Source organism: Celeribacter persicus, assembly GCF_003050785.1.
Classification (GTDB): domain Bacteria; phylum Pseudomonadota; class Alphaproteobacteria; order Rhodobacterales; family Rhodobacteraceae; genus Celeribacter; species Celeribacter persicus.
In genome coordinates this window covers 65,636-88,651 of the sequence record NZ_QAOH01000014.1, presented here as the reverse complement: position 1 = coordinate 88,651, position 23,016 = coordinate 65,636, and the positions used below count along the sequence as shown (strand labels likewise).

Genomic DNA, 23,016 nt, shown 5'->3' with positions numbered 1-23,016 from the left:
CTGCCGCAAGAAGGGAAAAAGTGGACGACTTTTACGCCGCCCGCACCGTCAATACGACGGCGCTACCGTGGTCTAATTTTGCACCGCCGTTCTCATGCTGATGGTCTTTTGGCCGGGGGTTTTCGGATTGTAATCCAGTGCACAGCCTTCAACGCCGCCCGCAGTTACGAACATGTGAGCCGAAAAAAGACGCCTGCGGATCATCCTCCACAGGCGTTTCAGTCAGCACAAAAGAGATGCCCGGGCGCAGGATTTACGCCGATTTCTCATAGCCTCCGTTGTAATTCTCACTCTTCCGGCGGATCTGGGAGTGTTCCACAACCCGTGAACGCGCGATGCCCCGAAACTCTTCGAGCGAGGCAAACCCTTTGCGCGTCAGGTAATCTTCCAGATCGTCTTTCAGCTCCTGAATGAGTTTAACCCCGACACCGCCGCTGCCCTTTTCTTCCATCGCGGCCGTGCAAATCTGTAGGTTGCCCGCGCCATGGGCGATAAAGTTGAACGCCTCGTGAAAGCCCTTGATGCCGCCGATGCCGGAAATGGGCTGATCCGGGAAGGCCCGCGAGAGATCCGACACACATTGCAAAGCCTGGTTCACAATCGCCAGCCCACCCAGCCCGCCAGAGGACACAAGACCATCGACCTCTACCTCGAATTTCATGGTCTCGGGGTCCATCAAAGGCATGGAGGGGAACGTGTTACATAGTGAAATGGCCGAGGCCCCGGCGTCATAAGCCACTCTGGCGGCATCGACGAGTGACGAGGTCGCGGGTGTCAGCTTGGCCCAGACCGGCACAGTCACCACACCCGTCACGGCCTCAAGGATAGACCGGATGATCACTTCGTCATCGGCAATATGAGCGCCCATATCCTTGCGGTCCATATGCGGGCAGGACAGATTCAACTCCAGCGCATCGCACCCGGCATCCACGCATGCGGTGGCCAGCCTGCGCCAATTGTCCATTTCTTCCTCACTGCCGGCCCCCGCCATAATCGAAGCAATCAGCATGCGGTCCGGGTAGGTGTTCTTGATCTCTTCAAGTTCAGGAAGCCACACGTCCAGCGGCTGATCCGAGATCAATTCCCAGTTCCAGGAAGAATGCGAGACCGTGTCCGGTCGTTTGGAGCGCGACACATAGGGCTTCGTCTCGCTTGCGCGTTGAAAGATCGTTCTCGGACCAGCTACGTTTTCAACCGGATGCAAACCGATCGTTTTGGTCACGACCCCACCCCAGCCGGACTCGAAAGCCTTGAGAATTTTGCGTTTGCTTTCCGTCGGCGGTGCGGACGCCAGAACGAATGGATTGACGAATTCCAGGCCTGTGAAAGTTGTCGCGAGTTTGTTCACTGCAGCATGCCTTTATTTTACCTCCTGGTAAAATACCTCGATTGGCCCGAAAAAAGTCAACGATTATCCCTGCGAAACAGCCACATTGATAAAAAAACAACGGAAAACGCGGCAGAATGCTCAAAAAACAGTACGGTCCTTGTCGGCAACGCAAACCGCTTTAATCGCACGCAAGGGCCGCAATACAGTTCAACTTACAATTTGATTTCGCTGCGAGACGGACATCTACGCGTGGTCAGCGGCCCAAACCGGCGTTCCCGGTTTTGTTCCGAAGTGGCGGAGAGGAAGGGATTCGAACCCTCGAGACGGTTCCCCGCCTACACACTTTCCAGGCGTGCGCCTTCGACCACTCGGCCACCTCTCCGCCGGCGTCTATAGTGGAGATCGGGAGGGGGATGCAACCCCCGGAATGTCAGAAAATGAATGTTTTTTAACATGCGCTTGCGAAAGCCTTTTTTCACCGGCTTCGCCGCGTCCCGAACCCTCCGGCACCCCGGCCCTCAGTCGAGATGAATCGTCACACGCCGGTTGTCGCGGCCCTTTTTCTCGACCTTGCCAAAGCGGATGCGACCGATTTCCGAGGTTCGCGCCACATGGGTCCCGCCACAGGGTTGAAGATCGGCCTGATTCGCCCCCTGCCCGATACGCACGAGACGCACCCGACCCTGCCCGGTCGGCGGCATCACCGACATGGTCTTGATCATCGCCGGGTTAGAAAGCAATTCTTCATCGGTGATCCAGTCGTCGCTGACCACAAGATCGCGCTCGATCAATGCGTTGAGCGCATCTTCAAGCGCCTGTTTGTCGGCGGGCGGCTCATCCATCTTGAAGTCCAGACGCCCCTTCTCCGAGCCGATGGAACCGCCCGTGACCGGCAGAGGGATCACCACAGACAGAAGATGCAGCGCCGTGTGGACCCGCATGTGGCGGTGGCGACGCATCCAGTCGAGCCTTTGCGTGACCTCCGCACCGACGGGCGGCAGCGAGGCGGGTTCGGCGGGCACGAGGATGATCTCCTGCCCTTCCCCCTTGATCGCCGTGGCAATCGGCAAACTGCCACCCGACCAGTCGAGCCAGCCGCTGTCGCCGGGTTGTCCGCCGCCGGTAGCGTAGAAAATCGTCCGGTCGAGAATCACGCCGCCTTCCGGCGTGTGGCCGCTCACCGTGCCGTAAGTCTCTTGCAGATAGGCATCCTCGCGAAACAGCGCTTCGGTCATGTGCTTTCTCCCTCTGCATCGCCTTCCGCATCGCTTTGCTCGTGGAGATCGGAAGGCTCGATCATCTCGCGCTCGGGTTCGGTCGCGTCCGGTACTGCGGGCTGCGCCGGTTTCGGCAGCAAAGCCTCAGGATTGCGCAGCCAGATGTCGCGCTGCGCGAAGGGAATCTCGATCCCCTCTTCCGCAAAGCGTTTGGCAATTGCGTGGTTGATGTCGTTTTTCACCGCCAGAATATAGGTCACGTCGCGCAGGATCGCACGGATCTCGAACTCAAGCGCATCCGCCCCGAAGTTCAGAAACAAAACCTGCGGTTTCGGATTGACCGCCACCATCGCCTGATCCTCGGCAATCTCGCGCAGAATCGCTTCGACCTTGCGCGTGTCGGTGCCATAGGCGACGCCGACCGGGATGATCACACGCCCGATCAGATTGCCACGCGTGTAATTGGTCACCTGATTGGAAATCAGATCGGCATTGGGCACGATCAGGTCGGTCTTGTCAAAGGTCTCCACCCGCGTCGAGCGTACGGAAATATCCTTGACGATCCCCATCGAACCATTGCCGAGATCAATCCAGTCGCCTTCCGAAATCGGTCGCTCGATCAAAAGGATGATGCCCGATACGAAGTTCTGCACGATGTTCTGAAGGCCGAAACCGATCCCGACCGACAGCGCCCCGGCGACGATGGCCAGCGCGGACAGGTCAATCCCGGCGGCAGTGATCGCAACAATCGCCGAGAGAAACACCCCGACATAGCCCGCCCCCGCGATCACCGCGTTCTGCCCGCCCTTGTCGAGCCGGGTCTTAGGCAGGATTGCCGAGCGCAGCGCCGCTTTGAACAGGCGTGTGACCCCGAGACCGAAGGCAAAAACGACCACCAGCATCAGCAAATCGGTGACCGAAATCTGCACCCCGCCGAGAGAGACGCCTTCGCGCATCTGGGCCCAGATTTCCCAAAGCCGGTCCTCCCGCACCCCCCAGATCAGCGCAAAGAACGGCAACGACACGACCACCAGCGCGAAGGAGAGAAGCACCGGCACAAGAGCTTCCCGCGCGCCATCCTCATGGCGGGTCACAAGCCCGTAGAGATCGTAGGCCAGACGGGCCAGCACGACCAGAAGCGCCATCAGCGCCAGCGAGAGCGTCAGGGGATAAAGGATGCCCGTGGCCGCCGACATGTAGCCCACCGCGCCGAGCGCCAGCGCCAGGACAGAGGCAAGAAGCACCGCCCGCGCCACCGCGCCCGCAATCAGGACCGCAAATCCAGTGTCGCTTTGCTCCTCGCCCGACGCTCCCCCTTCGCTGATCGAATGCGGCTTGGTTGCTTGCAAGATGCGCGCCAGACGGAACAGCGCAAAGGCGGCGAGCGCCACCAGCGGAAAAGCCAGAACTGCCTGCGCCCCGGCGTCATAGGCGTCGATCTCCACCAGAGCGCTCAACATCCCGTCGAGCGTCAGCATCAGCCCGGCTAGTGTCGCCATGCCCGTCGCCTCGATCCTCCGCGCAGGTGAAAGATCGAAGACCGGCTCCGCCGATCCGGTCGCGTACAACAGCCGCCCGGTGATCCAGCGTGAGAAAAAATAGGCCAACCCGATACGAGGCACGGCGGCAAACACCACCTCGCCCCGCGGCCCCAGAAGCCCGGAGACACGGGCCGCCTCCGTGATCGCCACGAGGCCGAGCAGCGGCACGACGATCTGGCTCAGCGACGCGACAAACCCGATCACACCACGGCCCGCCTCGCCCCTCACCCGTGCCCGCACGAAGCCGGTCAGCCGCTCCGACCACGCACGCCCCCGAGTGACCAGAACCAGCGCGATCAGCAAATACAAAAGCAGTGTCGCCGCATTGGATTTCAGCGTTGCCTGCCCGGTTTTCGAGGCGGCATTTTCCGCCACACTGGACCAGGCCTCAACAGCGGTATGGCTGAGCGCGCCAAACGCCCCGGGCCAGAGCGTCGGGTTGAGCGGACTCGGCCCCAATTCCATCAACGCATCGGCCTGCCGCTCGTTCAACACCTGGTCGATCTCGGCAATCAGCCCGTTGGCGCGGGTATAGGCCTCCTCGGCGGTCTTGACCGGGGCCTGTGCGGCTTCGAGTTGCTTGTTCAGTTCCTTGCGCCGCTGCGCAATCTCGGCGCTTTCGCTTTCGCCCTCGCCAGGCGCCGGCCCCAGAGCCTCGATCTGGGCCTTGAGCGTATCGATTCGCGGACCGTTGGCATTTTCCGAGGCCAGAAAACTTTCGCGCCAGACCACGAGAGCGTCGCGCAACTGCTCAAGATCGGCATTGCTCGTGCCATTGTCTTCGATTTGGACCTCGGCTGCGCTCGCAGCCTTATCCCATTGGGCGTAGTCGGGTGATGTGCTGTCCTGTGCGCTGACCGCAAGCGGCAGCGCAAGGCACAGGATCAGGAGGAGGCGGGCAAAAATTCGCGCGATCATGCACCTTCATATACGTCAGGCAGGGCGCGCGGTCCACGGTCAAGCCATTCGGGCACAGGAAGTTGTTTTTCCTTGAGGAACTCAGGATTGAAAAGCTTGGACTGATAGCGCGTGCCGTAGTCGCACAAGACGGTGACGATCGTATGCCCCGGCCCCATCTCGCGCGCCATGCGCATCGCGCCCGCGACGTTGATGCCGGACGATCCGCCCACGCAAAGCCCTTCGTGCTCCAGAAGATCGAAGACGACGGGAAGCGCTTCCTCATCGGGAATCTGATAGGCGAAATCCGGGGTGAAGCCTTCGAGATTGGCGGTGATCCGACCCTGTCCGATGCCTTCGGTGATCGAGCCGCCTTCCGATTTCAACTCGCCGGTGGTGTAATAGCTGTAGAGCGCCGCGCCCATCGGATCGGCGAGGCCGATTTTCACTCCCTTGGGCTGAAGCGCCATGCCAACCCCCGCGAAGGTGCCGCCCGAGCCGACCGCACAGATAAAGCCATCCACCTTGCCGCCGGTCTGCTCCCAAATTTCGGGACCGGTGGTTTCGATATGCGCCTGACGGTTCGCGGTATTGTCGAACTGGTTGGCCCAGATCACGCCGTTCGGTTCAGTCTTGGCCAGTTCCCGGGCCAATCGTTCGGAATAGCGCACGTAATTGTTCGGATTGGAATAGGGCGCGGCGGGCACCTGCACCAGTTCCGCACCGGCGAGACGGATCATGTCCTTCTTTTCCTGGCTCTGGGTCTCCGGGATCACGATCACCGTGCGAAAGCCAAGGGCCGAGCCCACCAGAGCCAGACCGATACCGGTGTTCCCCGCCGTGCCCTCGACGATGGTGCCGCCGGGCTTCAGAGTCCCTTTTTTCAGAGCATCCTGAATGATGAACAAGGCCGCACGATCCTTGACCGACTGGCCGGGGTTCATGAACTCCGCCTTGCCGTAAATCTCGCACCCTGTGGCCTCCGACGGGCCTTTGAGCCGGATCAGGGGCGTATTGCCGATGCTGTCGATCATATCGCGTTTCAGAGGCGAATTCCGGGTGCCGGGCGCAGACATATTGGTCGTCCTTTAAATCTCGCAGTCCCTGAATGTGTAGGACGTACATCCTGTGAACTCAAGACAGGCGCCGAAACTCAGGGAGAGCGTTCCGGCTTTTCGCAAGATGCCGGAACGCGTGTTTTCATTCGCCCGGCATCGCATGAGTATTTTCATCATCGGAAAACCCCGGACGCGGCGCAAGACGCAACCAGATGCCATCTTTTGAGCGCACGGTGAGATGCGCCACAGGAACCGGCGTCTTGCCCTCCACCGTTTCAAGCCGGAACGCACGCAGGATCAGCGCCAGAAACAGCGGTCCCTCGACCATGGCAAATCCCGCCCCGGTACAGACCCGCGGACCGGAAGAAAACGGGATGAAAGCATCGCGCAAACACGTCTTGCCATTTTCGGTCCTGAACCGGTCCGGGTCGAATTCGTCCGGGCGCTCCCAGAAGATCTGATGCCGTCCGAGATGCCAGGGAGAGAGCACGATCTGCGCCCCTTTGGGCACGTCGCGCTCGCGAAACCGCACCGGGCATTTCGCCTCGCGCACCATCATCGGCACCGGCGGGTAAAGACGCAGGGTTTCGCGGAACACATCCTTGATGAACCGCAGTTTCGAGAGATCGGAGAAAGACGGTTCTTCCGGCAGGCTCAGCGCTTCCGCCGCCGCGCGTTCCTGAATCTCCGGGTTCGCGGCCAGAAGCCAGAGCGCCCAGCCGAGCGCCGTGGCCGAGGTCTCATGTCCCGCAAGGAAAAAGATCGCCACCTGATCGACCATCTCCTCCGTGTCAAACCGCTCCCCCGTCACCGGATCGGCGGTGGTCATGATCTTCGTCGCCAGATCGTCGGGCGCGGTCCCCGCCGCGATCTCCGTCATCCGCGCGGCCGTCAGATCGGTGATCAGCTTGCGGATCGCCTTCGCCCCCTCGCGCGTTTTCTTGCGATGGAAACGCGGCAACCAGTTTGGCAGCGGAATGAAGGCGGCAATGTTGAGGATCGGTTGGGCGCGCTGATAGCCCTGAAACTCCTCGAACACTTTCGCCGCCGCCTCATGGGTGATCGGGATCGAAAAGAGCGTGCGGAAAATCACATCCGCCGCACCTTCGGAGGCGAAAGGTTCGATGTCGAACGCACCCTCCTGCGTGGAGAGCCGCGCCACCATCGCCTGCCCCGCCCTGAGCATCGCCGGAAACGTGTCCTTGAGCCGTCCGCCCTCAAAGGCCGGGTCGATGATGCGGCGTTGTTTCAGCCATGTCTCGCCATTGGTGAGAAACACCGAATTGCCGAGCAGAGGCCGCAGCCCCTCCGCCACGCGGGCGGATTTCGGAAAATCCATCGGCTCCTCGTTGAGCACACGTTTCACCAAAGAGGGCTGGTTCACCAGAAAACTGCGGAAGAACGGCGTTTTATATTCGGCCATCCAGGCGCGGTAGAGCTTTTCCGGCTGGGCCGAAAGGATGTCCTTGCGAAAGAGTTTCACGTAATTGCGCAGGCTGGTTTTCTCGGGGCGGGGCGTCGGCTTCGGCGGGATCATGTCGCCATATCCTTGAAACGGTTGGCCGGCGTGTCGATCCGGCTGGGACTGGGAAGCTGCGCGTGAAAACGGGTCGAGAGGGTTTCTCCCCCTGCGGTGATCTTGAAATAGTCATAGGTTTCGGGGCAATCAAAAGCGCAAAGATACTGGAAATGCCGCCGGAAAAACCGGTGCTTCATCGCGGCCTGTTTCTCCGGAGAAAGCGTCTGCGTAAAGGCCGCCGAAATCACCAGCGGCCATTTCTGATCCTCGGGCGCAACACCCGACACCTTGACCGGGTCGCAGAGCGCGAAGGAGCACGGGTCGCCGGGCGCGGTCACATCGAGCCAGAACATCTCGTCGCGGGCAGAAAGATAGGCCAGATCACGACGCAACACCCTGGCCTCCGGCAGGTAGGACACCATGGGTACGACATGGCCGAGGGTGAGGAAAGAGAGCGCCGGGCCGCGCGCGGACACCTCCCCGTAGCGGATCAGATCGGCAAGGATCTGAATGCCCAGATGCGCGCCGGAGCTGTGACCGACGACCAGAACCTCGTCCCAGTCTTGCGTCAGCGCCTCCGCGATCTCTGCGCGGAACTCGTCCATTCGCGCGCGCAGGGGCGGCGGATCGGCCCCGCGCCAACGCGCGGAAAACCCGTAGTCATGCATCAGATAATAGGCGAAAACCTCGCCGTCTTTCGCCTTGAACCAGCGCAAAAGCAGATAAGCCGCGATGAGGCCCAGAACCAGCCCGCCCCATGCAACCCCAAACAGGCTGCCGATCCAGGTGATCAGCCCCAAAATCAGCAAGGCGATGAGAAGCTGTGCGAGCAGAACCCCGATCGGATACAGCGCCGCAATCACCGGACCGCGCCGGAGCTTCATCAAACGAAACAAAGCGCCCGTGGAAATATAGGTCCAGGCCGTGCGCGCAAGGATCAGGTAGGTGCGGAAAATCCCCGCCTCCATGCTCTCCTGTACGATGTCGGACCAGACCAGCACGTCGATCTCGCTATGAGTCTTTGCACCGTCGATTTCGCCTTCGACGGACCAACCGAAATTGCCGCCCTTCTTCAGGGAGAGGCTCAGTGCATAGCCGGAAATCTCCGCCTGTGCGGCGCCTTCCTTGCGGTAAAGTTCGCGGTAGCGGCGCGGCGGAATAGGATCGTAGCCGGGGATGTAGAACACCCGACGTCGTTTCACTTCTTTCCCCCGCTCGACCATAATGAAAACCTTTAACGTTTTCGGAACACTAATGTGGATTTCGGGCGAAATTAAGCCCCTTTAAAGCGCCCCGTCTTATATCTGAGACAGGGATGAGGCGGAGCGCCGTGCAACATATGAGCGTTGCGAACGCCCCGCCAGAATCCTGTGTTTCAGTTTGCTGGCGTGGCGTTTTAACCGAGCTGCGACAATGCGGGGAAGGTTTCCAGCAACCAGTAGGACAGGCCCGAGAAGGCGCCGGTGACCATCAGAAGGCCGACAAGCAGGAGAAGCCCGCCCATGATCTTTTCGATCAGCCCCATGTGGCGTTTCAGACGGTTCATCAGACCGACCGCGCGGGTGATGAAAATCGCCGACAAAAGGAAGGGCAATCCCAACCCGATGGCATAGGTCGCCAGAAGCGTCGTACCCCGCGACACGGAGCCCTCGGAAGCAGCCATGGACAGGATCGCACCGAGCTGCGGCCCGATGCAGGGCGTCCAGCCGAAAGCGAAGGCGAGCCCAAGGATATAGGCCCCGAAAGCAGTGCCGCCCTTGTCCCCCGCATCCAGCCGCGCCTCGCGATCAAGGATCGGAATACGGAACACGGAAAGGAAATGCAGGCCGAGAATGATGATCACAACGCCGGAAATGCGCGCGAAAAGCACCTGATTTTTCAGGAAAAACATCCCGAAGGCCGAAGCCGTAAAGCCCATAAACAGAAAGACCGTCGAGAGCCCGAGAACAAACATCAGGGCGGGCAGAATCGCCTTGCGCGAGGCTTTGCCGCCGCCGGTCAGCTCATTCATGGAAATCCCGGACATATAAGCCAGATAGGGCGGCACGATGGGCAGCACGCAGGGGCTCAGGAACGATACCATACCCGCGGCAAGGGCCACGAGCATCGAAGGCAGGAGCGTTGCGTCAAAAAGATCAATTCCGAACATAGAGAGCCTCATGCCAGAAAACCACCGCCCCGCCTAGCGCCTCGTTTGTCGCGGGTGCTCACATTCGCGTTGGCTTATGTTTCGTGTACCTCGCGCAACGAAAAACGGCCGGGACAAGCCCGGCCGTTCTCACGATTTTTTTGATCCGCTCAGCGGCTCCACCAGCCCCGGCGCTTCGGCTTGTCTTCGGCCTCGGGCACGCTCGCTTCGGCCAGTTCCGGCTCCCGCGGAGCTTCGACTGCGGGAGCTTCGGCAACAGGTTCCCCGGCGGTCGCGTCTTCTGCAACCGTTTCAGGCTCGGACGGCGCCTCTGTAACAGGCTGCGCCTCGTGTACCTCTTCGGCAACCGGCTCAGGCACTTCGGCGACCTCCGTCAGTGCCTCGCTCACCGGTTCGGACACCGGCTCCGCGACCGGCGTTTCCACCACTGCCTCCGCAGGGGTCTCTGCCGCAGCTTCCGCCTCGGCAGCGGCTTTCGCAGCTTTGTCCGCTTCAATCTCCGCCTTGGTCCGGCGCTTGCGCTTCGGCTTCGGTTTTTCCTCAACCGTCTCCCCTGCGGCCTCCGCCTCGGCGGCTTTCGCGGCTTTGTCCGCTTCGATCTCCGCCTTGGTCCGGCGCTTACGACGTGGCTTCGGCTTTTCCTCGGTCTCGACAGGAGCAGCTTCGGTCACGGTTTCAACAACCTGCGCCTCCTCAGCGCCTGCCCCATCGGAAGCCTCGCTCTCGGCGCTGTCGTCCTCATCGGATGCGTCCTCGGAACCGTTCTCCTGTCCTTCGACCGTATCGGTCTTCTTGCGACGGCGACGGCGACGGCGGCGTTTCTTGGGCTTCTGCTCGTCCTCCACGGCCTCCTCGATCACGGAGGTCTCTTCTTCCACCTGATCCTCGGCCTCATCCTCCTCGTAATCCTCCATCAGATCGGCGGAGGCGGAGATCACGGGGGCGACCGCTTCGGGCACCACGCGGGTGGCCGTCTTGAAGCGCTCCATCGAGAAATCCGGCGAGATCAGGAAGGGATCGGCCTCGATCCGCACCGCCATGCCGTAGCGCGCCTCGATCTGGGCGATCTTTTCGCGCTTCATGTTCATCAGATAGTTGACGATGGCGACCGGCGCCTTGAGCAGCACCTCACGGGAACGCTTGCGCGTGCCCTCTTCTTCAAGCTGGCGCAGGATGGTCAGCGCCATGTTATCGTCGGAGCGGATAAGACCGGTGCCATGGCAATGCGGGCAGGGCTGGGTCGTGGCCTCAAGCATCCCCGGACGCAGACGCTGACGCGACATCTCCAGAAGGCCGAAACCCGAAATGCGACCGACCTGAATGCGGGCGCGGTCGGTTTTGAGCTTGTCCTTGAGACGTTTCTCGACCGCCGTGTTGTTGCGTCGCTCTTCCATGTCGATGAAGTCGATGACGATCAGACCGGCCAAATCGCGCAGACGCGCCTGACGGGCGACCTCTTCGGCGGCCTCAAGGTTGGTCTTGAGCGCGGTTTCCTCGATCGAGCCTTCTTTCGTGGCGCGACCGGAGTTCACGTCCACGGCGACCAAGGCCTCGGTCACATCGATTACGATGTAACCGCCGGATTTGAGCTGCACCACCGGGTTGAACATGCCGGCGAGGTAGCTTTCGACCTGATAGCGCGCAAACAGCGGCAGGGTTTCGGCGTAATGCTTCACGTTCTTGGCGTGGGACGGCATGATCATTTTCATGAAGTCCTTGGCCTCGCGATAGCCGGTCTCGCCCTCGACGATCACCTCGTCGATATCCTTCGAGTAGAGATCGCGGATCGACCGTTTGATCAGATCGCCCTCTTCGTAGATCTTCGCGGGTGCCACCGATTTCAGCGTCAACTCGCGGATCTGTTCCCACATCCGTTTGAGGTAATCGTAGTCGCGCTTGATCTCCGTCTTGGTGCGCTGTGCGCCCGCCGTGCGGATGATCAGACCGGCACCCTGCGGCACTTCAAGCTCGCCTGCGATCTCTTTGAGTTTCTTGCGGTCTGCGGCATTGGTAATCTTGCGGGAAATGCCACCGCCGCGCGCGGTGTTCGGCATCAATACGCAATAGCGACCGGCCAGCGACAGGTAAGTCGTCAGAGCCGCGCCCTTGTTCCCGCGCTCTTCCTTGACGACCTGCACCAGCATGATCTGGCGCACCTTGATAACTTCCTGAATCTTGTATTTGCGCGGACGCGGTTTGCGACGCGGGCGGATTTCCTCGGTCGTGTCGTCATCGGCCACGCTTTCGATGTCGTCGTCCTTGTCGGAGGCGGTGTCCGCATCGTCTTCATCTTCATCCGCGTCGTCTTCGGAGCCTTCCTCCTCAGAGGTCTCGTCCTCAGCCGCATCCTCCTCGGACGCCTCGTCAGCGTCATCCTCGGAACCGGCGTCTTCAGCGTTGCCCTCCGCAGCTTCTTCAGGCTCTTCGACCGGCGTGTCCTGCACGGTGAAAGCGGGCGACGTGCCCTCTTCGACCTCTGCATGTTCCCCGGCGATCATCGCGTCAGCCTCGGAAGCTTCCGGTTCGATCACATCCATGCCCGCAACCGAGGCCCCGTCCTGCTCAGCGCCCTGACCGGTTTCGTTATCGAGCGAGACCTCACGGGTCTCGATCGCATCCGAGGACTTCACGTCCTCAGCTCTGGTCTCAGCCTTGGTTTTGGAACGAGAACGCGACCGCGAACGGCGGGACCGCTTCGGTTTTTCCTCTTCCTCTTCCTGAGCCTTGGCATATTCCATTTCTTCGGCCAGCAACGCCTCACGGTCGGCCAGCGGGATCTGGTAATAATCCGGGTGAATCTCGGAGAAGGCGAGGAACCCATGACGGTTTCCGCCGTAATCCACGAAAGCCGCCTGCAAGGACGGCTCGACGCGTGTTACCTTTGCGAGATAGATGTTGCCAGCGAGCTGGCGTTTGTTTTCCGATTCAAAGTCGAATTCCTCGACCTTGTTTCCGTCCACCACCACGACGCGGGTTTCCTCCGCGTGGGTGGCGTCGATGAGCATTTTCTTTGCCATTGAGTTTGTCTTCCGGCACCCGAAACGGGCGTCCCTCCCCTGCGGCAGGTCACGCTTTGATCCGGGTGATGTTTTGGGGCGAGCAGTGCGGGCAAGACGGCGGGGGCGCTGGCGCCCGCTCTGTGCTCTGATCTTGCCTCTGCGCGTTGCATCGCGGTTCTTCTCCGGCGCGTAGTGAGGCATCGGCCCCTCGGCGCCCGTTCAAATCCCTCTGACCTTTGATGAGGCTTCGGGCGGTTCGTGCCGGTGGTTTTGTCATGCCGCCCGGCGGTATCGGTCTGCTCTGCGGGGAAGCGTCGGGAATGTCCCTGAGTTCCAACACACGCATGCAGCGAATCTGTCTCACGCGGTTTCCGGGACGTCCAAGCGTCCGACGGACCTGCGTTCTTATATCAGTAGTGATGCATGTGCCTTTAGACAACACGCAAATTCATCGAAACGCCATTTTCGCCCATCGAGATGGGATTCACCGGCGGTTTCCCCTCAAATTTGCGGCAAAATGGTTAAAGCGTTATGCCTTTAGCTGATGTCTCGGGCTAAAGGCAGGACGCTTTACACAAACCTGTGTGCCAGCCGCTGTGCGGCAGAACAGAGATAGGGTGCCACACCGCACATAAATCATGATGTTCATTTTCGATCAGAAACATTAAATTAAATTAAGAAAAATGCATAAATGCGCAGAACCCTGCGCAAGCCGAAAGGACATATCATGACCCGCATCGCTCTTCTGGTCGGCTCGCTCCGCAAGGCCTCCCAGACCCTGAAACTCGCCCAAGCCCTTACCAAACTGGCTCCCGAAGGCATGGAATTCGATTTCGTGCAAATCGGCGATCTGCCGTTCTTCAACGAGGACCTCGACACCGACACACCGCCCGCCTCCTGGACGCGGTTCCGCGAAGAGGTCAAGGCCGCCGATGGCGTGCTTTTCGTGACGCCGGAATACAACCGCTCCCTGCCCGCCGCCCTCAAGAATGCGCTCGACGTCGGCTCACGCCCCTATGGCCAGAGCGTCTGGAACGGCAAACCGGCCGGCATCGTGACCGCGAGCCCCTCCGGCCTTGGCGGTTTCGGCGCCAACCACCATCTGCGTCAGCCTCTGGTGTTCCTAAACATGCCCACCATGCAACAGCCCGAAGCCTATATCGGCAACCTGTGGAACCTGTTCGATGAGAACGGCAGGATCGTCACCGAAGGCACCGAGGATTTTCTCAAATCCTGGATGGAAGCCTATGCGAAATGGGTCTCGGATCACATCTGAGGCACTCCCCCCGACCTCGGATGTGGAAAGGCGCTCCGCAATGGAGCGCCTTTTTTTCGTTTCAGTCGTAAGAGTTACAGATAATCCGACCGCTGCAACCCGTATTTCGCCATCTTCTCGTTAAGCGTTCGGCGCGGCAGGCACAGCTCATCCATCACAGCCACGATGGAGCCCTTGTGACGGCGCATCGTGTTGTCGATCAGCATGCGCTCGAAGGCCTCGACATATTCCTTGAGGGGCTTGCCCTCTGTCGTCATGGTCTGTTGTTCCGGGGCGTCTGACTCGGAAAGCAGAAGCGAGGTAATCGACCCCGATCCCCGACGACTTTGCAGCACGGAGCGCTCGGCCACGTTGATCAACTGGCGAATATTCCCCGGCCAGGGCGCCTGCAAAAGCTGGGCCGCCTCCTGCGCGGAAACCTCTGGCGCGTCGCAACCATATTCCTCGGCAAACTGTTGAGAAAGCTGAGTAAACAGCAAGAGAATATCCTCGCCCCGCTGGCGCAGAGGCGGCGTGGTGATCTTCATCGCCGCCAAACGGAAATACAGATCCGGACGCAGCGCGCTTTCACAGGTCCGGCCCTGTTCCTGAAGGTTGCAGATCGCGATCACGCGGGTCTCCGGCGGCGTGCCCTGCTCATCCATCCATTTCAAAAGCCGTGCCTGAAGCGGCATTGGCATGGCCTCGACATCTTCGAGCACCAGCGTGCCGCCGCGTGCCTCTTCGATGAGGGGCTGAATCTGCCCGTCCGGGTCCGGCCCGAACAACCGTTTCGTCAGATCGGCCTCGTCACGCCCGGCACAGGCGAAGGTGATGAATTTTTTCGAAGCCCGCGTTCCCACCGCGTGCAGCGCGTGCGCCACGAGCGTCTTGCCCGTCCCGGTCTCCCCGTCGATCAGCACATGCCCATCGGCCTGCCCGAGATCGAGAATGTCCTCGCGCAACCGCTCCATCACCGGGCTTGCCCCGATCAGCTTGTTCATGATGCCGGTGCCATCGGACAATTCGCGCCGCAGCATCCGGTTGTCTAGGGTCAGCCGACGCGCATTGGTGGCTTTCTTCGCAAGCTCAGTCATCCGATCCGGGTTGAACGGCTTTTCAAGGAAATCGAAGGCCCCGATCCGCATCGCCTCCACCGCCATCGGCACATCGCCGTGGCCGGTGATCATGATGACCGGCAGGCCACTGTCGACACTCATCAGCTTCTTGAGAAACTGCATACCGTCCATGCCGGGCATCTTGATGTCGGTGATCACGACACCCGGATAGTCGGAGCCGAGCGATTTCACCGCATCCTCCGCGCTCGCGAAGGTTTCCGTGTCGAACCCCGACAGGGCCAGCCACTGGCTGATCGACTGCCGCATATCCTGTTCGTCATCGACAATCGCGATTTTCATTGCCGTCGCCATGGTCTCTTCCCTTCTTCTTCCGGTCCTGACCGGACATTCAACGTGTGAGCGAAATCATTCCGCCGCGTGTTTTGCCTCTTCCGACAGAGGCAGCACCATTTCAAAGGCCGCACCGCCCGTCGGCCGGTTGCGCGCCATGAGCCGCCCGCCCAGCTCAGAAACGATCCCCGAGGAGATCGCGAGGCCAAGCCCGACCCCATCGCCCGGGGCCTTGGTGGTGTAAAAAGGCTCAAACAAAGTGTCGAGGTCCTTGATCCCGGTGCCGTTGTCACGCACGGTCACGCTTGCTTGAGTGCCTCCCGCGGCCCCGCCCGTAACCAGAATTTCAATCTGCGGTTCGTCCGAGTTCTTGCTGGCGTCAAAAGCGTTGCGCAACAGGTTCACCAGCACCTGCTCCAACCGCACCCGGTCGCCATCGACCACAACCGGCTCCGGCGGCAGGCTGCGGATGATCTCCACCGCGCCCTGTTTAAACTGCGGCTCCATCATCGAAAGTGCCGAGGACACGCAGTCGCGCAGGTCGATGGGCTGCAACTGGTCGGAACCTTTGCGGGCATAGGATTTGAGTTGCTTGGTGATCGCGCCCATGCGTTCGATCAGGTCGTCGATCCGCCCGAAGGAGGCCAGCGCCTCCTCGGAACGTTTGCGTTTGATCAGAAGGCGCGCACCGGCAAGATAGGTTTTCATCGCCGCCAAAGGCTGGTTCAGCTCATGGCTCACCGCCGCCGACATCTCGCCCAGAACCGCAAGCTTCGAGGACTGCGCGAGCGTCTGCTCGGCAACTTCGAGGCTTTTCTCCGCGCGCTTGCGTTCGGCGATCTCGCGTTGCAACGCGGCGTTGAGCTGACGCAGCTCAGCGCTTTCGCGCTGGAACAACCCGGCGCGGGACACCGCGCGCCGGGAGGTCATATAGAACGCCCCCGCCAGAAGGATCGCAAAGCCCATAATCTCCAGCGCCAGAACCGCGTTCACCCGCTCGCGCACAGAGGAATAGGTGGTGAAAGAGGTCATCCGCCAGCCCCGAAACGGAATGCGGCTCTCCAGACGCATCACTGCCTCGCCGCCCAGATAGGTTTCATCCGGGTTCGGCGACCAGTCTGTCGTGAGTTGGAAGGCGCGTTCGATGGCGGTCGGCGCGTCGCGGGTGGCGAGCGCCTCACCTTCCGATTTCGAGCGCCAGCGCGGTTCGGTCGAGAGGATGATATTGCCCTCCGAATTGACCACAATCACCGCGTCGGAAATCCCCGCCCAGCTCTTTTCGAACTTGGCGAGATCGACCTTCACGACGATCACCCCCGCCAGCGCGCCGTTGACGTCGATCCGCCGCGAATAGGTAAATTCATAGGCGTTGTTGTCGAGCGCCGTGGTCTTGAAAATCGTATCGTTGGAGCGCAGCGCGTCGATGAAGGACGGCGACTGGCGATTGTTCGCCCCCAGAAGCGAACGATCCGTGGCCGCCACCACCCGTCCGGTTTCGTCCAGAAGCGTGATCCCCGCCGCACCGATCTCATCGACATAGGCGATCAGGTGCTGCGAAGTCTGGGAGAAATCCCGCGAGGTCAGCGCACCGACAAGGATCGGATCGCGCGACAACAGGATGGGCACGATGGAATTGCGCTGCAATTCGCTCATCAGGTTGCCGGCGTACAACGCCTGACGCACCTCGGCGCGGTTGCGTGTCAATGTCGTGAAGCGTTCGGTGAGCAGCAGGTTGCTGACCCAGATCACCCCGATGGCCAGCGCGACAAAAGCCACAAGCGCCAGCCGCCAGGCCCAGCCCATGGTGCGCGCCCGTCCGGCCCGCTGTCCACCCCCGATGATATCGCGATCACTCATGACGCCCAGATTACGCGCGCCTCATGGGCCCCCGCAAGGGGCCGTACAGGGGCGATCCTCCCCGCATCTCAGGATTTCCATGCAATTTGAGCAAATTCCCGCCTGTACAACAGGCGTTCAGGCGGAAACCAGAGCGTCCATCAGCGAGGTGAAGAACAGCTTGCCGTCCTGATTGCCATGGGCCGCCTCGGCGGCGCGCTCCGGGTGAGGCATCATACCGAGCACCCGACGGTTCTCCGACAGGATGCCCGCAATGTCGCGTTTCGAGCCGTTCGGATTGTCGAGATAGCGGAAGGCGACACGCCCCTCGCCTTCGAGCCTGTCGAGCGTCTCCTCGTCGGCGGTGAAATTGCCGTCATGGTGCGCAATCGGGATGCCGATATGCTGGCCCTGCGCGAAGGCGGAGGTATAAGGGCTGTCGGTGGTCTCGACCACAAGCGGCACGGTCTTGCAGATGTATTTCAGACCAGCATTGCGCAGCAGAGCGCCCGGCAGAAGCCGCGCCTCGGTCAGCACCTGAAACCCGTTGCAGATACCGAAGGCATAGCCGCCACGCTCGACGTGTTTCTTGAGAGAGGCCACCACCGGCGAATTCGCCGCAATCGCCCCGCAACGCAGATAGTCGCCATAGGAAAACCCGCCCGGCACACCCACCACATCGACGCCCGCCGGAAGTTCGGCATCCTTGTGCCAGACCATACTGACATCCGCGCCTGCATTTTTGAGCGCCATATACATATCGCGGTCGCAGTTGGAGCCGGGGAATTGCAGAACGGCGGCTTTCATCGGGCGGGACTCCTTGGCGTGTCACGGGATGTGTTGAGCGCCTGATACGCGTTGTCCCCGGACTCTTCAAGACTCTTCACACCTCCTGTAAGCCGACAACGACCTGTGTCATTCGGGCCAGACGACTTGGGGAATGATTTTCCCGTCACAGGCGTCATCGACCACGCGGCGCTCCAAATCATAGTTGAAACCATCAAACCGATAGGTCTCATGGGTAAAGCAATCGCCGAGACCCCGCCCCTTGTAGTAGCTGTCGAGCACCTGCGTATTGCCGTCGATGCCCCAAATTGCCAGTTCCGGCACGGGCATCCCATCCGGGTCCACCGCCGCCACACGTACAGGGTCCACCCCGTCCATCACCGGCCCCAGCAGATAGACCTGAGAGCCGACATTATAGGCCGCCGTCCAACAGAGCTGCGCCAGCACCCGAAGCTCCGGGTGCCCCTCGATCTCCTGCGGCGCACTCTCATTTTCCTCCACCCAGGGTGCGGACCCGTCGCACATCTCGGTGGTCATCGTTTGGGCCTGCGCCTGCAAGGCTTGCCAATCGGGGTGATGAATCCGAAGGTTTTGCACGCCAAATTGGCCCTGTTGCTCCTCCACCCAAAGCATCGCCGCCTTGATCCCCGCCAGAGAGACGCCTTCGCTGAACCCTTCCGCCTCATAGACGATTTCAAGGATATTCCCATCGAGCAGCGGTCCCGGAAAAGCCATTTCGACCTCGTCCTGCCAGCCCATCTCGACCCCGTCGATCAGGATGGTGCCTTCCTCAACCATCTCCCGGTTGCGAAAACTCAGCAGCCATGATCCGCCCGTATGAGCCCGCACCAGCGACAGGATCGGATGCGCGCGCGGGGTCAGTTTGCAATAATCCGGTCCACACTGCGCGTGCCATTGTTTGTAGTGGAAATGTCCAAGCGCATCCGCCTCTGCGCGGGTGGGCAAGAGAGCCTGCCCCCCGAGAAACGTCAGCAAAGCGGCAAATGTCGTAAGGCGCAGGAGCATCGGGAAACCTTTTGATCGGCAACGGAGAAACTGTTTCCCCTGATACGCGACTGGCGCCTTCCCTGCCACCCCCCGCTTACCGCGTCACCCGGACCTGCCAGCAATTGTTGCGGGCCGAGCGAATATCGACAAAGGCAATCTCGTCGCGCGACAGAAGCTCTGCGCAATAAGCTTCGATCTCTCCCTGCGGCGTCACCCGTCCGGTTCCGTAGACGATCCGCTCGTCGAGAGAATAGCCCTTGAGCAGATAATCCGGCGAAGTGCTCAGCACCTCCGGCAACCCCTCCCCCCGATAGGGCGCGCAATGGGTCGCACAGAGAAAGATCGGTCCGGTTTCCGCATAAGGATTGCGTGTTTCAAAGGGCCGGTGCGCACAGATCAGCATCCCGTGACCTTTGGGAATGTTGCAAAGACAATGGCGGCAAGGTGCCGCCTCATAAGGGTTCAGAACGAATTCCGGCTCCTGCCCGTTGGCATCGGGTTTTCCGAGGCGCAGCGCATGGACGGTAAGGGTCGGCAATCCCTGAAAGATCATCGTGAAAGCTCCTTTTCATTTTCTCCGACATAGGAAAATCCCCTCTGCTCTGGCGACCCGGATCTTGTGCAAAGCGCCTTCGCACCGATCCTGTGCCTGAGAGAACAGAGCCCCCCCCCTTGCCGCCACCGGCCCCGACTTCTTAGGTTGAGAGCAACAGGCCGCAGCCCCTCCTTGCGCTGCGGCGACAAAAGGATATGTCATGAAAAACCTCGGTTTCCTCTCCTTCGGCCATTGGGCGCCCGAGCGCGGCTCGGCGGTGCGCTCGGCCTCGGACGCGCTTCTGCAATCCATCGACCTCGCGGTCGCCGCCGAGGAACTTGGCCTCGACGGGGCCTATTTCCGCGTCCACCACTTTGCCCGCCAACTGGCTTCCCCCTTCCCGCTTCTGGCCGCCATCGGTGCGAAGACCTCGAAGATCGAGATCGGCACGGGCGTGATCGACATGCGCTACGAGAACCCGCTCTACATGGCCGAAGACGCCGGAGCCGCCGATCTGATCGCGGGCGGGCGGTTGCAGCTTGGCCTGAGCCGTGGCTCTCCCGAGCAGGTGATCGACGGCTGGCGCTATTTCGGCTATCAACCCGCTGAGGACGAAGACGCCTCCGACATGGCGCGCCGTCACACACAAGTGTTCCTGCAACAGCTTGAAGGCAAAGGCTTTGCCCAACCGAACCCGCGCCCGATGTTCCCGAATCCGCCGGGATTGCTGCGCCTTGAGCCGCATTCCGAAGGGTTGATCGACCGCATCTGGTGGGGCTCCGGCTCCAACGCCACTGCGAAATGGGCCGCGATGCTGGGTATGAACCTGCAAAGCTCGACGCTCAAGGACGACGAAACGGGCGAGCCCTTCCATGTGCAGCAGGCCAAGCAAATCCGGGCTTATCGCGCGGCATGGAAAGCCGCCGGGCACACGCGCAGACCGCGCGTCTCAGTCAGCCGGTCGATCTTCGCGCTCGTGAATGACACGGACCGGATGTATTTCGGCCGGGGCGGCAAGGACAGCGACCAGATCGGCATGATCGACCAGACGCGCTCGATATTTGGCCGGGGCTATGCCGACGAGCCGGACAAGCTGATCGACCAACTCAAAACCGACGAGGCGATTTCCGAAGCCGACACGCTTCTCCTGACCGTACCGAACATGCTGGGCGTCGAGTACAACGTCCATGTGTTGGAGGCGATCCTGAAAGAGGTCGCCCCCGCACTCGGGTGGCGGTAAGGCCCGCACATAAGAAAAAAGCCGTCCCTCGGGGCGGCTTTTAGAATGTCAGAGCGACACCATTATCTGTTCAGATTTTAGGACGCCCGCATAGAAAGCTTGCGGCTAATTTCTGCCAAGACGCCAAGACCGGAGGCGGACACCCAGCTTCCCGCGAAAATTCCGATCCCGCTCATCAAATTGTACGAGGCGTTATAGCCCCCTTCCAGTGCTGGCAACAGAATCATAAGGCCTGCCAAACTCCCCAGAAGTCCAACCGCCCAAGCGGTCACATAGGCAATATCGGTGAACAGGCCATGCTTGACCATTCCGGCAGAGGCCATGTCTTCTCCGCCCTCTCCTTGGGTCGGTTTTGCTTTGGATTTGGGCACATATTTGTAGGCGGGATCGTTCTTTGTGCTCATGGTTCAACTCACAATTCAAAATGATATCTGCGGCTTCAATGTCTGCGCGCCGTACAGACTACAGGTCTCCACACAAAAGGATACAAAAAAGCCGCCCGCAGGCTGTATCTCCCCCAAGGCGGCTTCTCTCATTCAATCCTCTGATACCTCAGAGCAATTCGACCCGGTAGCTTTCGATCACCGTGTTGGCCAACAGCTTTTCGCACATCTCCGTGATGGTCGCTTCCGTCGTGCCCTCGGCCAGATCGAGCTCGATCACCTTGCCTTGACGCACGCCTTCGACGCCATCAAAGCCCATCGCTCCGAGCGCGTGGCGCACGGCCTCGCCTTGCGGGTCCAGAACACCGTTTTTCAGCATGACAAAGACGCGGGCTTTCATGAAGTCGTTCCTCTCAGTGGTCCACTCGGCGCGCTCAGATGCGCACCACTCGGGGCTTTCAATTGATGATCTTGGGCGTGTCGGTATCTTCGATGGGACCGTTCGTGGGCAGTACGCCCAGACGACGCGCCACTTCGGTGTAGGCGTCGGTCAGAGACCCGAGATCGCGGCGGAACACGTCCTTGTCGAGCTTCTGTCCGCTCTCGATGTCCCAGAGACGACAGCTGTCCGGCGAGATTTCGTCGGCCACGATCAAACGCATGTAATCGCCGTCCCAGACCCGGCCGATCTCGATCTTGAAATCAACCAGACGGATGCCGACACCGTACATCACGCCGGACAGATAATCGTTGACCCGCAACGCCAGCGCCACGATATCGTCGAGATCCTGTTGCGAGGCCCAGCCGAAAGCGATGATATATTCCTCGGGCACAAGCGGGTCGCCCAGAGCGTCGTCCTTGTAGGAAAACTCGATGATCGGGCGCGGCAGGCGCATGCCTTCCTCAAGGCCCAGACGTTTCGCCATGGAACCCGCGGCATAGTTGCGCACGATCACTTCGAGCGGCACGATCTCGCATTGGCGGATCAGTTGCTCACGCATGTTCAGACGCTTGATGAAGTGGTTCGGAATGCCCAAGGCGGTTAAGCCGTTCATGAAGAACTCGGAGAGGCGGTTGTTGAGCACGCCCTTGCCCTCGATGGTCGCGTGTTTCTGCGCGTTGAACGCGGTCGCGTCATCCTTGAAATACTGCACCAGAGTGCCCGGTTCCGGACCTTCATAGAGCGTTTTCGCTTTGCCTTCGTAGATTTTCTTGCGGCGCGCCATGGGGCCTCCAAAGCTAATGGGGCCGGGAATCATCGCGACCGGCCACTTCAGATGCGCTCTTTAGGGCAAGGGAGGCGCGGGGGCAAGGTGGCCACGGGTCTCCGCGACAGGAGTTTGGCCTGAGTTCGGCCTGAAAACGCGCCGGGTTCGCTCAAAGTTTAAACAGAATATTGATTTACATCCTTGTTCCTCCCTGCCCGCAAGGGCATAATTTCAAACAAGAGGTTACAGAGGAGGAGCCTGCTATGACCACCTTCGACGAACGCGAAGCGGCCTTCGAGAGCAAATATGCGCATGACGCCGAGCTTCAGTTCCGCCTGGAGGCGCGCGCCAATCGTAAACTCGCTCAATGGGCGGCCGAACAGCTCGGCAAATCCGCCAGCGAACTCGACAGCTACACCGCAGAGGTGATTCGAGCCGATCTCAAGGAAGCCGGCCCGGAAGATGTGATCGCAAAGGTGGCCGCCGATCTCGCCCCGGTCGCAACAACCATGACCGTACGTGAGAAATATGCGGCGTTTCTGGCCGAAGCCAAGGCCGAGCTGACTGCCAGCTAAGAACGAATTGTACGGCTGGCTTCACCAAAGCCTCACCTCAAAGTGACAGGCTTCAGGGTCCGTATTCCGAT

19 protein-coding genes and 1 tRNA gene are annotated in these 23,016 nt (G+C 60.6%); 3 read left to right on the top strand and 17 right to left on the bottom strand.

Annotated elements, in window-relative coordinates:
- Window positions 1-253: 253 nt before the first annotated feature.
- The 9 genes from C8N42_RS15855 to C8N42_RS15815 all read right to left on the bottom strand — a co-directional run bounded on the left by C8N42_RS15855 (window position 254) and on the right by C8N42_RS15815 (window position 12,728).
- Window positions 254-1,348 carry a tRNA-dihydrouridine synthase gene (locus C8N42_RS15855; RefSeq protein ID WP_107817555.1) on the bottom strand — a complete coding sequence of 365 codons (1,095 nt, stop codon included), beginning with the start codon at window positions 1,346-1,348 and terminating at the stop codon, window positions 254-256.
- A gap of 274 nt (window positions 1,349-1,622) precedes the next feature.
- Window positions 1,623-1,712, bottom strand: a tRNA-Ser gene (locus C8N42_RS15850).
- A 136-nt stretch (window positions 1,713-1,848) separates the two neighbouring features.
- The gene (locus C8N42_RS15845; protein WP_107817554.1) at window positions 1,849-2,565 is read right to left on the bottom strand and encodes an alanyl-tRNA editing protein; all 717 of its coding nucleotides are present in this window, start codon (window positions 2,563-2,565) and stop codon (window positions 1,849-1,851) included.
- Window positions 2,562-5,006, bottom strand: a complete 2,445-nt coding sequence (locus tag C8N42_RS15840) for a DUF3772 domain-containing protein (protein WP_107817553.1) — start codon at window positions 5,004-5,006, stop codon at window positions 2,562-2,564. The genes C8N42_RS15845 and C8N42_RS15840 overlap by 4 nt, the downstream gene beginning before the upstream one ends.
- The gene (locus tag C8N42_RS15835; RefSeq protein WP_107817552.1) at window positions 5,003-6,061 is read right to left on the bottom strand and encodes a cysteine synthase A; all 1,059 of its coding nucleotides are present in this window, start codon (window positions 6,059-6,061) and stop codon (window positions 5,003-5,005) included. Before C8N42_RS15835 ends, C8N42_RS15840 begins: the two co-directional genes overlap by 4 nt.
- A 124-nt stretch (window positions 6,062-6,185) precedes the next feature.
- Window positions 6,186-7,580, bottom strand: coding sequence for a cytochrome P450 (locus C8N42_RS15830; RefSeq protein ID WP_107817551.1), 1,395 nt, complete (start codon window positions 7,578-7,580; stop codon window positions 6,186-6,188).
- Window positions 7,577-8,785: a hypothetical protein gene (locus C8N42_RS15825; protein WP_107817550.1), complete on the bottom strand. Its 1,209-nt coding sequence runs from the start codon at window positions 8,783-8,785 to the stop codon at window positions 7,577-7,579. The genes C8N42_RS15830 and C8N42_RS15825 overlap by 4 nt, the downstream gene beginning before the upstream one ends.
- 173 nt (window positions 8,786-8,958) lie before the next feature.
- Entirely contained in the window at window positions 8,959-9,711 is a 753-nt protein-coding gene (locus C8N42_RS15820; RefSeq protein ID WP_107817549.1) for a cytochrome c biogenesis CcdA family protein, read from the bottom strand.
- Window positions 9,712-9,860: 149 nt separating this feature from the next.
- Window positions 9,861-12,728 (bottom strand): Rne/Rng family ribonuclease, encoded by a 2,868-nt coding sequence (locus tag C8N42_RS15815; protein ID WP_107817548.1) that lies wholly within the window; start codon window positions 12,726-12,728, stop codon window positions 9,861-9,863.
- A gap of 709 nt (window positions 12,729-13,437) precedes the next feature.
- On the opposite strand from C8N42_RS15815, the gene C8N42_RS15810 reads away from it, so the two are divergent.
- Window positions 13,438-13,986, top strand: coding sequence for an NADPH-dependent FMN reductase (locus C8N42_RS15810; protein WP_107817547.1), 549 nt, complete (start codon window positions 13,438-13,440; stop codon window positions 13,984-13,986).
- 74 nt (window positions 13,987-14,060) lie between these two features.
- Here the strand turns inward: C8N42_RS15810 and C8N42_RS15805 are convergent, their stop codons facing one another.
- The 5 genes from C8N42_RS15805 to C8N42_RS15785 all read right to left on the bottom strand — a co-directional run bounded on the left by C8N42_RS15805 (window position 14,061) and on the right by C8N42_RS15785 (window position 19,557).
- Window positions 14,061-15,395: a sigma-54-dependent transcriptional regulator gene (locus C8N42_RS15805; protein WP_107817546.1), complete on the bottom strand. Its 1,335-nt coding sequence runs from the start codon at window positions 15,393-15,395 to the stop codon at window positions 14,061-14,063.
- 54 nt (window positions 15,396-15,449) lie between these two features.
- The gene (locus C8N42_RS15800) at window positions 15,450-17,231 is read right to left on the bottom strand and encodes a sensor histidine kinase (protein WP_425430532.1); all 1,782 of its coding nucleotides are present in this window, start codon (window positions 17,229-17,231) and stop codon (window positions 15,450-15,452) included.
- Between the two features lie 117 nt (window positions 17,232-17,348).
- Window positions 17,349-18,017, bottom strand: a complete 669-nt coding sequence (gene purQ, locus C8N42_RS15795; protein WP_107817545.1) for a phosphoribosylformylglycinamidine synthase subunit PurQ — start codon at window positions 18,015-18,017, stop codon at window positions 17,349-17,351.
- Window positions 18,018-18,125: 108 nt separating this feature from the next.
- The gene (locus C8N42_RS15790; protein ID WP_107817544.1) at window positions 18,126-19,022 is read right to left on the bottom strand and encodes a DUF1176 domain-containing protein; all 897 of its coding nucleotides are present in this window, start codon (window positions 19,020-19,022) and stop codon (window positions 18,126-18,128) included.
- Between the two features lie 76 nt (window positions 19,023-19,098).
- A complete protein-coding gene (locus C8N42_RS15785; RefSeq protein ID WP_107817543.1) occupies window positions 19,099-19,557 on the bottom strand; it encodes a DUF1203 domain-containing protein in 459 nt (152 codons plus the stop codon).
- A gap of 202 nt (window positions 19,558-19,759) precedes the next feature.
- On the opposite strand from C8N42_RS15785, the gene C8N42_RS15780 reads away from it, so the two are divergent.
- The gene (locus C8N42_RS15780; protein WP_107817542.1) at window positions 19,760-20,779 is read left to right on the top strand and encodes an LLM class flavin-dependent oxidoreductase; all 1,020 of its coding nucleotides are present in this window, start codon (window positions 19,760-19,762) and stop codon (window positions 20,777-20,779) included.
- 77 nt (window positions 20,780-20,856) lie between these two features.
- Here the strand turns inward: C8N42_RS15780 and C8N42_RS15775 are convergent, their stop codons facing one another.
- The 3 genes from C8N42_RS15775 to purC all read right to left on the bottom strand — a co-directional run bounded on the left by C8N42_RS15775 (window position 20,857) and on the right by purC (window position 22,388).
- On the bottom strand, window positions 20,857-21,183 hold the full coding sequence (locus C8N42_RS15775) for a hypothetical protein (protein WP_107817541.1): 327 nt from the start codon (window positions 21,181-21,183) through the stop codon (window positions 20,857-20,859).
- 148 nt (window positions 21,184-21,331) lie between these two features.
- Window positions 21,332-21,562, bottom strand: coding sequence for a phosphoribosylformylglycinamidine synthase subunit PurS (purS, locus tag C8N42_RS15770; RefSeq protein WP_107817540.1), 231 nt, complete (start codon window positions 21,560-21,562; stop codon window positions 21,332-21,334).
- 58 nt (window positions 21,563-21,620) lie between these two features.
- On the bottom strand, window positions 21,621-22,388 hold the full coding sequence (gene purC, locus C8N42_RS15765; protein WP_107817539.1) for a phosphoribosylaminoimidazolesuccinocarboxamide synthase: 768 nt from the start codon (window positions 22,386-22,388) through the stop codon (window positions 21,621-21,623).
- A gap of 245 nt (window positions 22,389-22,633) precedes the next feature.
- On the opposite strand from purC, the gene C8N42_RS15760 reads away from it, so the two are divergent.
- Complete coding sequence (locus C8N42_RS15760; protein WP_107817538.1) at window positions 22,634-22,945, top strand: DUF1476 domain-containing protein; 312 nt, start codon at window positions 22,634-22,636, stop codon at window positions 22,943-22,945.
- Window positions 22,946-23,016 lie beyond the last annotated feature (71 nt).